This is a genomic window from Desulfallas thermosapovorans DSM 6562 (genome assembly GCF_008124625.1).
Classification (GTDB): Bacteria; Bacillota; Desulfotomaculia; order Desulfotomaculales; family Desulfallaceae; genus Sporotomaculum; species Sporotomaculum thermosapovorans.
In genome coordinates this window covers 1-11949 of record NZ_VNHM01000027.1, presented here as the reverse complement: position 1 = coordinate 11949, position 11949 = coordinate 1, and the positions used below count along the sequence as shown (strand labels likewise).

The 11949-nt window shown below is 44.2% G+C and carries 15 protein-coding genes; 6 read left to right on the top strand and 9 right to left on the bottom strand.

The window, feature by feature from the left end; all coding sequences use genetic code 11:
- Positions 1 to 211 (bottom strand): transposase (locus tag LX24_RS14335; protein ID WP_166511292.1); only part of this gene is annotated, 211 nt, incomplete at its 3' end.
- Positions 212 to 293: 82 nt separating this feature from the next.
- On the opposite strand from LX24_RS14335, the gene LX24_RS15225 reads away from it, so the two are divergent.
- From LX24_RS15225 to LX24_RS14315, 5 genes are all read left to right on the top strand, one after another.
- Positions 294 to 659 (top strand): DUF6431 domain-containing protein, encoded by a 366-nt coding sequence (locus tag LX24_RS15225; RefSeq protein ID WP_279233234.1) that lies wholly within the window; start codon positions 294 to 296, stop codon positions 657 to 659.
- A 93-nt stretch (positions 660 to 752) separates the two neighbouring features.
- Positions 753 to 2027: a helix-turn-helix domain-containing protein gene (locus LX24_RS14330; RefSeq protein WP_166512814.1), complete on the top strand. Its 1275-nt coding sequence runs from the start codon at positions 753 to 755 to the stop codon at positions 2025 to 2027.
- On the top strand, positions 2020 to 2823 hold the full coding sequence (locus LX24_RS14325; protein WP_166512813.1) for an ExeA family protein: 804 nt from the start codon (positions 2020 to 2022) through the stop codon (positions 2821 to 2823). Before LX24_RS14330 ends, LX24_RS14325 begins: the two co-directional genes overlap by 8 nt.
- 14 nt (positions 2824 to 2837) lie before the next feature.
- Positions 2838 to 3170 (top strand): DUF6618 family protein, encoded by a 333-nt coding sequence (locus tag LX24_RS14320; RefSeq protein ID WP_166512812.1) that lies wholly within the window; start codon positions 2838 to 2840, stop codon positions 3168 to 3170.
- A 28-nt stretch (positions 3171 to 3198) separates the two neighbouring features.
- Positions 3199 to 3453, top strand: a complete 255-nt coding sequence (locus LX24_RS14315; RefSeq protein WP_166512811.1) for a hypothetical protein — start codon at positions 3199 to 3201, stop codon at positions 3451 to 3453.
- Between the two features lie 476 nt (positions 3454 to 3929).
- Here the strand turns inward: LX24_RS14315 and LX24_RS14305 are convergent, their stop codons facing one another.
- The 5 genes from LX24_RS14305 to LX24_RS14285 all read right to left on the bottom strand — a co-directional run bounded on the left by LX24_RS14305 (position 3930) and on the right by LX24_RS14285 (position 8081).
- Complete coding sequence (locus tag LX24_RS14305) at positions 3930 to 4571, bottom strand: exopolysaccharide biosynthesis protein (RefSeq protein WP_166512810.1); 642 nt, start codon at positions 4569 to 4571, stop codon at positions 3930 to 3932.
- Between the two features lie 209 nt (positions 4572 to 4780).
- The gene (locus LX24_RS14300; protein WP_166512809.1) at positions 4781 to 5971 is read right to left on the bottom strand and encodes a M24 family metallopeptidase; all 1191 of its coding nucleotides are present in this window, start codon (positions 5969 to 5971) and stop codon (positions 4781 to 4783) included.
- Positions 5972 to 6128: 157 nt separating this feature from the next.
- Positions 6129 to 6557, bottom strand: coding sequence for a molybdenum cofactor biosynthesis protein MoaE (locus LX24_RS14295; protein ID WP_166512808.1), 429 nt, complete (start codon positions 6555 to 6557; stop codon positions 6129 to 6131).
- Entirely contained in the window at positions 6523 to 7122 is a 600-nt protein-coding gene (locus LX24_RS14290) for a GrpB family protein (RefSeq protein WP_243131770.1), read from the bottom strand. Before LX24_RS14290 ends, LX24_RS14295 begins: the two co-directional genes overlap by 35 nt.
- A 125-nt stretch (positions 7123 to 7247) precedes the next feature.
- Positions 7248 to 8081: a nucleotidyltransferase domain-containing protein gene (locus LX24_RS14285; protein ID WP_166512806.1), complete on the bottom strand. Its 834-nt coding sequence runs from the start codon at positions 8079 to 8081 to the stop codon at positions 7248 to 7250.
- A gap of 96 nt (positions 8082 to 8177) precedes the next feature.
- Here LX24_RS14285 and LX24_RS14280 point away from each other — a divergent pair, with 96 nt between their 5' ends.
- Positions 8178 to 8507 carry a YmaF family protein gene (locus LX24_RS14280; protein ID WP_166512805.1) on the top strand — a complete coding sequence of 110 codons (330 nt, stop codon included), beginning with the start codon at positions 8178 to 8180 and terminating at the stop codon, positions 8505 to 8507.
- A 414-nt stretch (positions 8508 to 8921) separates the two neighbouring features.
- Here the strand turns inward: LX24_RS14280 and LX24_RS14275 are convergent, their stop codons facing one another.
- The 3 genes from LX24_RS14275 to LX24_RS14265 all read right to left on the bottom strand — a co-directional run bounded on the left by LX24_RS14275 (position 8922) and on the right by LX24_RS14265 (position 11645).
- Positions 8922 to 9860, bottom strand: a complete 939-nt coding sequence (locus LX24_RS14275) for an EamA family transporter (protein ID WP_166512804.1) — start codon at positions 9858 to 9860, stop codon at positions 8922 to 8924.
- Between the two features lie 16 nt (positions 9861 to 9876).
- Complete coding sequence (gene rlmD / locus LX24_RS14270; protein WP_166512803.1) at positions 9877 to 11232, bottom strand: 23S rRNA (uracil(1939)-C(5))-methyltransferase RlmD; 1356 nt, start codon at positions 11230 to 11232, stop codon at positions 9877 to 9879.
- Positions 11233 to 11438: 206 nt separating this feature from the next.
- Positions 11439 to 11645 carry a GGDEF domain-containing protein gene (locus LX24_RS14265; protein WP_341473582.1) on the bottom strand — a complete coding sequence of 69 codons (207 nt, stop codon included), beginning with the start codon at positions 11643 to 11645 and terminating at the stop codon, positions 11439 to 11441.
- Positions 11646 to 11949 lie beyond the last annotated feature (304 nt).

Here is an 11949-nt window from a genome sequence, read left to right as displayed (position 1 = left end):
TAAACTCTTGAGGTGAGGGTACGTAAACTGCTGTTTTCTTTGCACCGCTGCTTGTATACTCCCACGCTTTGTGTTTTGAATCACTAATCCAGCGGTAAAGGGTTTTGGGGCTTATTTCATGGCGTTTAGCTACTTGTCCAACATTGCCGGTTTCCGCTGCTTCCTGAATTAATTGTTCTTTAAATTCTTTAGGGTATCTTTTGCGCTGCATTCTTATCCCCCTTCTGTTGATTAAAGTTTATATCATTTAGGGATAAGACTCAAATCCTTTTAAGGGGCTATATAGAACCAGGATAGTCTGTTCATCCTGCGGCCATACCCATGCCATATTACCAGAGATTATCATCCCCTACAGTTCCTACAGCCTAATTTTTATTCTTACTGTCCTGCGCGATTATTACCTTTTCCACATGACAGTGCAGGCACTCTGTAACAAATACATGATTGCCACGTCCACACTTTATGCTTGGAAGCGTCTTTTCCAAATCCACAAGAAGCTCTGGCTCGGCATCCTGGAAGACGCCGCCACTAGCTCGCTCACTTTTCTATCCACGTTGCCCACCGCTAACACCTCGGATGATCTAGCCGCCTTCTTCCAGAGTCACGCCCAATCATTCCTGCAAGGGGTTACTAAAACCGCACACTTTAGTTCGGCCTGATTTGTTGGTTCTTCTTGTTTTTCCCTTTCACATACCTCCGTCATGGTTTATCCTCATCCAGCGTATTATCATGATTTTGGGAGGTGTCTGGACATGAAACGACAATTCAGTGACCAATCTGCCATCGAAATGGCCTATTTCCGATTCGCCTTGATCGCCCCGGTTATTCAAGGTACTTTTGCCGACCCTTCGAAGGCCGCCTATTACCGCCGGGTGACGGAAAATGAGTTGACTTTGCCCGATGGCCGAACCATGCGCTACAACCCCAAAACCCTGGAAAAGTGGGAGGAATACTACCGCAAGCAGGGTATGGACGGCCTGATGCCCAGAAAACGCCGGGACGCGGGAAGACCGCGCGTGCTTAGCGAAAGGGCCATTGCCGAAATCCATCGCCTTAAGGAGAAGTTTCCCCGCATTAACGCCACCTTGATCTACCATAAACTAATTGAAGATGGTTTCATAAACCAATCCGCGGTTTCTGTTTCCAGTGTGCAGCGTTTTATCAAGCACAACGACCTGAGAACGGCGGTTAACCCCAACCAAAAGGACCGCAAGGCTTTTGAGGAGGCCTACCCGGGCGGTATGTATCAGGCAGATACGTCGTATACCACCTACATTAAAGAGGGCGGTAAATCCAGGCGCACTTATCTTATTCACGTGGTGGATGACCACTCACGCCTAATTGTAGGGGCTCGTTTTTTCTATAACGATAACGCCTATAACTTTCAGATTGTCTTGAAGGACGCCATTGCCCGCCACGGGATTTGCAATAAACTGTATATCGATCATGGTTCTACTTATGCCAATGCTCAGCTCACACTGATTTGCGGCTCCCTGGGAATTGTAAAAATACATACACCTGTTCGTGATGGGGCATCCAAGGCGAAAGTTGAAAGGAGCTTTAGAACCATTAAGGATACCTGGCTTTATGGTTTTGATGCTTCAGGTGTATCATCCCTGGAAGAGCTTAATCGTTTGCTGACTGATTATGTTCGTAAACGCAATACCAGTTTTAACCGCACCATTGGTGAGACGCCTATGGAACGCTACCAGCGGGGTATTGGCCATGTCCGGCTGCCCCAAAGCCGCCAGTGGCTGGATGAGTGTTTCATGAACCGCATTACCCGAAAGGTGAATCTGGACGCTACGGTTTCCATTGGCGCTGTCTATTATGATGTGCCCATGCAGTTCATCCGGTCCAGGGTGGAGATCCGCTATCTGCCCGATTGTATGCAGGATGCTTATATTTTTTTCGAGGGTAAACATTATCCTATCCGGGCCACCAACCGGGTGGAAAACGGGCGTACTAAACGCAATAATGTGCATGCCATTGATTATTCCAGGATGGAGGGCCCTTCCGATGTTTAAGTCTTTTTACGGCCTGTCTTTTAATCCTTTCGATAAATCAATTCCTGAAAGTTATGCTTTTAAGTCCGGGGATTTTAAGCAGATGCTTTCCCGGCTTGATTATCTGAAAAATACTCGGGGTATCGGTCTTTTTACCGCCCCGCCCGGTATGGGTAAGACTTTTGCCCTACGCTGTTTTGCTAAAAACTTGAACCCTAATCTTTTTAGGCTTTCGTATATTTGCCTTTCTACGGTGAGTGTGTCCGAGTTTTATCACCAGTTTTCTTTTGAACTGGGCTTGGATTACAGTACTAAGAAGTCGGTTATGTTCAGAAATATCCAGGAACGGCTTTTTTATTTGCTTAAGGAGAAGCGTAAAACGTTTATTCTGGCTATCGATGAAAGTCAGTATTTAAACGCGGGCATTTTCCGGGATATTAAGCTGCTTATGAATGTCCACTTTGATAGCCTGGATTGTTTTGCTCTGGTTTTTATCGGCCAGCCTTATCTGACTTCTATCTTGGAAAAGCCGGTGCATGAGTCCCTTAGGCAGCGGATTGTGGTGCATTACCATTATGAGGGGCTATCTCAAAGTGAAGCCAGGGATTATATTTATTCACGGCTAGAGGCGGCCGGCGGTGCTCGTACTCTTATAGATGAAGCGGCTGTGCATGCTGTGGCTAACTCCTGCCGGGGTGTACCGCGGCTGATCAATAGCCTAATGACTGATGCTTTGATTATTGGCTCGCAATCGGAGAAAACAGTTATTGATACGGATGTTATTATTGCGGCCAGTGATAATCTGGCGCTACGCTAAGGAGGTTCCTTTATATGTGTGCAAAGGCTTTTTCACCAATTATTTTTCAATGCCGGGAGAAGATTGGTAGGCGCTTTGAGCGCTGGTCAGGTACTGTTACCGACCTAATTAATCATGGCAGTTACTACGAGGTTTATGTCAATAGCCGCAGTGGGTTTGTTTTTATTGTTGGTAGTTATGCATACGGTTGTTTTATTAGTGTTCCGGCTTTTAATGTGGGTTCTGATTTAGCCGATTACGGCGATTATTTCTGGAATAATGAACGCCTGGCTTCGATTATGAATAAGGTTGATGCCGCCACTATCGCGGAAGCGCTGCGTACGCTTAGGGATAATGATTTTATATAGGTTTAGCACTTTAAAGGGGGCGCCTGGCATGGGTAAGGGAGATTCCTTGGAATATTATTTTGCCAGCACTGGTTTTTATGATTTTTTACCGCTGGCTTTGGATTTAATCAGTACGTTGGGCTTTAGTCAGCAAGAAGCCATAGAAGCTATTTGCAAGGTGTTCGATAAAGCCCGGCGGTACCCGCCAACTAAAAACCGGTCAGCCTGGTTTTTGGTTGTGTTTAAAGAAAAGTTATTTGAGGCGCGGGCTGATATTATTTCCTTTAGAAAAACCAAGGGTTAAATTGTATAACCGCCGGGTAATGGACTCACCGTTGCCCGGTGGTTTTCTTTTTTACGAGCTTGAACTTGGCAAGCGTGGTTGCTATATTTAAAAAGTACAACAAGAATGTGCAGTTTTTACGATTTTATTGTGCCGCACCGAATTTTTATGTGCGTTTTTACGGGTTTTACAGGAATTTTAATTTGCTGTTTGAATTGATATCAATGTGCTGTTCTACAGTGTGAACCGTCGCAATATTTCTTGACGGTATTGCGTGACACCCCAAGAATTTTGGAAATTGCTCTTTGTGATTTGCCTTCATGTTCATATAAATGCCGGATCTTTTCATAAATATCCACTTCAATTGACACCCTTTCACCCCCGCATAACAGCATCAGATCCTTCTAAATTATACGGGGTTTTTTTATTTAAAGTGGATCACTTTTTTCCTGGCGTTTCCCTTATTTATGGCTCACTATTATTTTAGCGTTTATACTTTAATTAAAAAGTATCGGGTTTTCTTGTAAAAAATCACCAATCTCGTCAAGCAGCAATTCCGATCCTACGTATAAAGTAGAGCCGATAAAACCCAGGGCTAATAAACCAAAGCTCATATTAATCCAGAGTAATCTACGGTTACTGTTTAAGATCGTTAACCCCATCAAGATTGTAATTATAGCAGGAATGACATTCAAAAATGGGGTCGGCAACATAATCAGTATGCTCATGAACACCACGGTCAACGATGCCAATCGAATCTCCGTCTCTTTAAGTGGATTCGGTTGGCTGCAATTAAAGAAGTACCTCTCTAATCTTTCACACAAAGGTATAGCTTTAGCATCAATTTTTATGATAAGCGACTGAGATATCTCCCGTTTACCAATTGCTTTAGGTACCCACAAAGTTGTTTTCCCCAACATTCTCTGAAAGGACCAAACGCATAGGAGGAATGCCGGAATAAAACCTATGCCCGGAGGTAAGGGAATGGTTAACGGTAACGCCATAACTATAAACATCAAGCCAAAACTTTGGGAACCTAAAGCATTGATTAAATCCTCCACTGTAAGGGTACATTTTTTCTTCCCAATAGTATCGCGGATTATTTGGCTGGGTGGTTTAGAACCTGATGGACCACTCATTTAATAGCTCCACTCCTTTCTCCTTGCATTTTATGTACCGGTTAATCACTAATGCCCTATATATTCAGGGTCTATACAACTTTTCCAGTGATTTCATCAATTGATATTCAACAGTATTTACAATATCCCTATCATCAAGCGTAACGGGTTTATATTTACAATATATATTTTTCCAACAAGCATGAAAATTAACATTAACCAACACATAACTATTTTTGCCCCAAGTAGATGATCTGCTCGTCGAAAACCGTCAATGTTTCCAAGCCTTTTTTACCGACCACAAAAGTATTTTCTATGCCCACAGCACCTTCCGGAAAAATAAATTTGGGTTCCAGGGCAATAACCATACCCTCTTCCAGCGGCATTTTAAAGCCGGCGGCCAATACCGGCCACTCATTAAGCTCTATACCCACCCCATGGCCAATAAAAGGCACAGGCTCGGGATAGCCCATAAAATTTTCCCCGTAACCGGATGCAGCCGCCATATCAACGGCGCGTTGATAAAGATCCGCGCAAGACGCCCCCGGCACCGCCATTTTTTTGATGGTTTCCTGAATCTCTACAGCTGTTTCATAAGCTTGAACAAGTTTATCAGACAACCGTCCGAGGCAAAATATCCTACTTTGGTCTGCCATATAGCCATCGTAAACACCCACATAATCCACCAGCACAGGTTCATCCCTGGCTATCCTTTTATAGCCCGCACCCTGGGGGAAGGACACGTTAACACCCGGTCCCCCGGTGGGACTGTCAATGGAACTTTGTATAGCCAAATTGGTACCCGACATGATATGGCCATAGAATATCTCCTGGTTAAACCCACGCATTCTCACAAAACCCTGGTGACCCGCCCGGCGAAACACTGCTTCCAACTGACCCGCCAATTCCAGCTCGGTAATGCCCTCTTGCAAAAAATCCTGGACTTGGGAAAAGAGTGTATGGTTGAGGCTGGCGGCAGCCCGGAGCAGGTCCAGCTCATAGGCTGATTTAACCATGCGCACCGTACGGATTAAACCACTGATATCGACTATTTGCGCAGGTGCGAAAAGCTTCTGGTAACGCAGGTACTGCGCAGCGGGCAGCACGTCCAATTCCAAACCTAAAATCTTTATGTCTTTAAAACCGTAATTGTTTAATATACGTGGCATCTCCTTGACGTTATCCAGAGACATTATATCTTCCAGGGCAGATTCTTGCGTCGCACGGGCAAAGCTTCTTTTTACCAGCAACAAAGGCTTTCCCAGGGCCGGTACATAAAGATGTGCACGCTGGGCGGTACCTGCAAAATAAAACAAATCCGCGCTCTGCATAATTAAAGCCCCGTCAATGTTTTTTTTCTGCAATAGTTTTTGCAATGCGCTAACTCGCCTGGCCAGCTCGTCTGCCGGAGTAAGCCTCATTAATAACACCACCTGATTTGATCATCTAAATGAATAAACTTGTGCAGTCTCTTTTTTGTATCCTCTGTGGGAAACCCATCTTTTGTGCGATAACAGATAAATAAACTTGGCTGTGGTTAAGTCTATTTTGTATTAGGTGGATTATCAAGGGTTATTCTTATTTTAGCTCTATTTCCGTAACACATTCGGTTTTGATTTTTTCAACCAGGAATTGCAGGGCATCTATAACATGCGGCCTAATATCGCCGCCTACCAGTACATACATTATGTCATCACCAACCTCAAGCAGACCTTCGTTAAGCCAAACTTTAACATAGTAAATGCCATCCATTTTATAAGTTTCCGCAATCGCCGCATCCACTTTCACTGCATCATAGGCAAATTCCATTCCTGTTACCAGCGAACCATCATCAAGCCCCTGGCGAACCCTGGCTTTGGGCGTCTGACGAACAACACCATTATGGACTAAAAACATCCCTACCTGCGCAGCCATTGGATCCGCTTTGGCCTCTTTGAGCCATTCATCAATAGATGGTAATACTTTTTTCACTTCAATACACACTCCTCGTACTACATATATTAGCATTCGCTCTTTCCATTATTTCCTGCACTATTGATGTTTTGGCATCGGCATAGTGCTGAATATGCCGCCACTTATTCTTTGCCAAATCTTGCTTGACTTGTCCATATTTATGACGATCAGATTCATTAAACCGCAACCAATCACGAAAGCGCAGCATCCTATCAATCTCAGATGTGCCCGAACTGAACACATGCAGATTGATGTCGGTATCGGGTCCTTTGAACAGGCGGTGCTCGAACCACTCGGGTTCTCGAATCCGTAGTGTATAGCCTGCTGCTTCCAATGCCGGGACATATGATGGCTCGTCGGCTGAGTCTTCCACAACCAGCAACATATCAATTATTGGTTTGGCACAAAGCCCCGGCACCGAGGTCGAGCCAACATGTTCAATCTGCAATGCTTTGCTGCCGAGTACTGAATAAATCCGGTTTGCCTCCCGTTCAAACAATTCAGGCCAACTCGGATCGTATTCGACAGGAGTGATAGGTGCATTGTGCGGCTTCAGCTCACCAACCGTATTCTTATACAGCTCTTCATCCGTCGTAAACATAGAGCTATTATTAGACACCGTCATATCGCCTCTTTACTGGTTATTATTAGGGGTCAAAATTAAGCTACAATATTTTCCTTGCGATATAAAATACATAGCTGTAATAATCCTTAAAAAGATTATACATGTCAGCTTGAATTTTATTATAAACTATCTATTTCAGAAACAATTTGTTTCACTTCATAATAAAGTTTTTCAGTCATTTCGCAACATTCAATAATGGAAGGACCGAGTACTTCAAAAATATGATTAACCCTTTCGGCATATTTTTCAGGTTTATATTCAAAAGTATCAAGCAGTTTTATAGCTTTCTTTTCGTTGATACAATAAGCATTATTACATGCAAATAGTACTTGATTTAAGCATGAAATAATACGAAAAACATGACCTGCAATATAATATTTATCGCCTGCGCTCAAATTTGCTTTTACAAACATTAAAGAGAACTCCGCTTCAAATATAAAAAAGTCAACTAAACTTTTCCGCAAAGCAGCTGGATAAGTTTCTGCCTGTTTTTTTAATTCGCATAAGCTTTCATTCTTAGCATATAGTATTTTGCTAATCGCTAATTCTCCCCGATACATAGCACTTATATATCCATGGGGATGCCCCGTCTGATAATTAGCAGTAACAATTCCTTGCTCCGTATCTTTCATCACTTGTTCCACCCGTATTAAATCACGTAAAATTAAGTCCACATGATATCCGTTAATAATCAACCATCCTCCGCCATTAATCCAATCACCCCATGCTCCAGGAGGTACAACTAGGTTACTTCTATGCTCGTCATCCAACTCTGTAGCAAATTGATTAATAGCATTTATGTCAAATAATTCTAAGTCGTAATAGATGCCGATATCTATATCTGAATTCTCCGTATGGATGCCCCTTGCACGTGAACCGCCTAAAACAATACCTTCTATATAAGGCAAAGAGGATAATTTCTCTGCTATTGATTTAATAATATTATCTACCATACAAATACACCCCTTTTACCAATTTAAACTTATTCACAGTATTTTCCTTCGCAACATATTATAAATGGTAAATCAACCCATATAGGAGGTAATACTATGGGTTATGGACTGTTTTATCCGAAGAAAAGGACTCATGTTCACAGCTACCGAAATAAAACCTCATTCGATGTAAGACATCTACATAGCATGGGAGGCACTACAGGTCCAACAATAGGGTCTGGCCGTAGCCATGTGCACCGATTAAGCGGGACTACAACATTTAACGATGGCCATAGTCACAAATATAATTCATTAACAGGACCAGCCATACCGGTTGGGCCTGGATTACATGTCCACAGATATAGTGGGAAAACAACTGTAAATGGCAGGACACCACATACCCATCGCTACTCTGGTGTTACTGCCCCGGCCCCGGATGACGTGTAATTTAATCTGAACGCCCTCAGGTGGGGCGTTTTGCTTTACATTGTAGAATCTCATTTTCAACTATCCCAAACCCCCGCTACTTTATCACATTGAACCATTGGTGTTCGGTTAAGCTTAAAAAGTGCCATTAACAATATGGATTATGCAAATTGCTTAGGCATGGCATGAAAAATGAGCAGCCTTTCGGTTGCTCCTGCGTCTGGCTGCCATAATCAGCTAAGCTATTAAACGTGCTATATTTTCGCCAGACTCTTTCTGTTCTACACCTTTCATTTCATGTACTGCTTCCTACATTTTTAACATAATATACCATCATGCAATTCCTTTATTATTTTTATGCTTTAATTGCTTCTTTCGGTATTTCTTTGTTATTCACGCGGTATTTAGCACTCCTGTTTACCGCTCCTATGTGTTTTAGAAAAATTTATTGCTTTCAAAACTATTAAAAACACGATGTATTAAAATACCACCAAAATTAGATGTGACCAGACCTATAAATATTATCATGCAGCCTAACCATTGCATTTTTGAAAGCTGTTCCCCCAGAACAATCTGTGCAGTAACCAAACCGGCTATGGGAACAAGAAGGGACATTTGAGCTACTTTTCCGGCAGGATACTTCGCAAGCAATGTGCTCCAGGTATAAAAACCAAATAAGGTTGCGCAAAAGGCCAAATAAAGCACTGCAAACACAGATATGGCATTTAAATTAACTATAGCATATAATAATGTTTTTGGTGTATCCAGCAGTATTGCAAAAGCAAAAAGAGGTAATGGAGGTATAAGACTTGACCATACCACCAAACTTAACATATCCAGTTTTTGTCCATGAGAAACACTTTGTTTGTCAACATACCTGACTACTATATTTGAGAGTCCCCAAAAGGCAGCCCCAAGAAGTGTTAATAAAAACGGGCCAAAAGGAATTGAGGGCGCGGCTCTTTCGCTTCCAACATTTCCGCCTATGAACCAAAGTCCGAATCCAGCTAAGACCAGACCTACCATCTGGCTTGGTTTTATTGATTCTTTTAGAAATATTGCAGCAAATAAAAAGGTAAAATAAGCCTGAGACTGAAGAATAACGGAAGCGATACTAGCTGGCATTCCTATATTCATTGCATAAAACAGACAAGCAAATTGCCCAACCCCAACGGTCATTCCATACACAACAATGTAACGCCATCCTATTGCCGGGCGTTTGACAAAAAGGATTGCAGGCAGAGCTGCGAAGGTATATCGTAAAGCAACCAGCAGCATGGGTGGTATGCTATCTAGCCCTAATTTGATTACGGTAAAATTTGCTCCCCATATTGTTACAACTAGTAAAGCAAGTGTTAAATCGCGTCTATTCATAAAAATATAACCTCAGTCACTTTATGCTATTTGACATCAATGTGACGCACTCCACATGTCCCGTATGCGGAAACATGTCCACGGGCTGCACTTCCTGCAGAACGAATCCCAGTTGGTGTAAATATCCCACATCCCTGGCCAAGGTGGCGGGGTCGCAGGAAACATAGACCACCCTCCGGGTACCACTTTGAGCCAAAGCCTCCAGCACCTCGGAGCGGCATCCGCTGCGGGGCGGGTCTAGCACCACCACCTCAGGATTATACCCACTAGCCACATGTTCCACTAGCATCCGCTCCACGGCACCGGCGAAAAAGCGGGTGTTTTTTACACCGTTGAGCGCGGCATTAGCTTCGGCGTCCTGCACCGCCCCCGGTACCACCTCGTAACCCCGCACCGCTTTGGTGTACCGGGCTATATAAAGGGCAATGGTACCCACCCCGCAGTAAGCATCGGCTACCTCCTCATGCCCCTGTAGAGCACAATATTCCAACGCTTGCTTGTACAGCACGGTGGTCTGGGACGGGTTAACCTGGTAAAAGGAAGCGGCGGAAATACGGAAACACAGACCGTCCAGCTCATCTTCTATATAGCCCGGTCCGGCCAAAATTTTATACCGGCCGCCTGTTTTATTGCCGGCGGCCCGGGCATAATCCACCACCGTAACAACCCCGGGAACGGTAGTTAATTCGCCGGCCAACCCGGCCAAGTACCTTTTCCTTTCAGCACCTGCGGGTTTACCAATCAGAACCACCATTATTTGGCCGGTGCTGCCACGCCGCAGCATGATTTCCTCCGGCAACACTGCAACCGCAGGGCTTTTCTCCAATACTTCCCGCACCCCTTCAGCCGCCCGGTTCAGTTCCCGGTGGGCCAGCAAACACATTGTCCCGGAACGGCTATCCAGGCCCGCCACCAGTCGATGTGACTCCGCAGCAAAAAAGCCCAGCGCTACCTTTCCGCCCCGCCTCTGTACTTTAAAACGCACATTATTGCGGTAATGCCAGGGCTCAGTCATGCCAATGATATCCCGCACCACACCCCCGTCAATGCCGCCAATGCGGGACAAATTTTGCCTGACCAGATCTGTCTTCCAGCGTAGCTGTTCGGCGTAGGCAAGATGTTGCAAATGGCAGCCGCCGCAATATTCAGCCAATCCACAGGCCGGTGCTACCCGGTACTCCGACGGAATAACGGTTTCCAACAACTTTCCCCGGGCAAATCGCTTGCGCAGCTCTTCAATGCGTACGGTAACCCGTTCCCCGGTTACCGCACCGGGCACAAAAACCACCATACCATCATCCGCCCGCCCAATACCTTCGCCATAGCGGTTAATATCTGTTATTTGCAGTGTAACTGCCTGCCCTTTTTGCAAACCTGTTCACTCCGTTCCACTGGACCTCTACACCACTTTAAGTATTATTGAAAGTATAACCGGGCTAAAAATTCGGTAACACCATCTTATCCTAACATTTCCGGTAACTTAGTACAATCTTGCCGGGAAAGGCCCGTAAGGCGGCACACATTTTGGCGCAAAGGCCGGAAACCATTGCGCCATGCGGCTTTAGCAGTACATTTTCATCAACCGGAACTTTCACCTTGATTCCACTGGCATACACGATTTCTCCCATTGTTTTTCGCACAATACATAGCCATATCTGCCTTGTTAATAAGTTGATGAATATCAATACCTTGTTTACTACTTGCAGCGGCAACTCCGATACTGACGGTGACTTTTATTTTCTCTTTAAAGCCATTAATTTCCATATGTTCAATATGCTCTCTAATATCGGTTTAACCCCCTATTATTAGAGTCTATATCCCAAAATCAACTTATATCATAGAATTGCATGTTATGAACTTAACGACGATAGACCGGCGGCCTTGACAGCACTAAGGGCTGTAATACTGGATTGATTACCGACGGGCGGCTCCGAAAACATGCAGGGTTATCCCTCCCGTCGGTAGAATATTTTATCACAGCCCTTTTAACGTGCTGTCAAGGCTACCCTTCGGCGCCTAGTGCCAATCCAGGAGTTCCCCTCCGGGACTCACCAAAAACATGCTTTTTTAAACCTTTACAATAAATGGT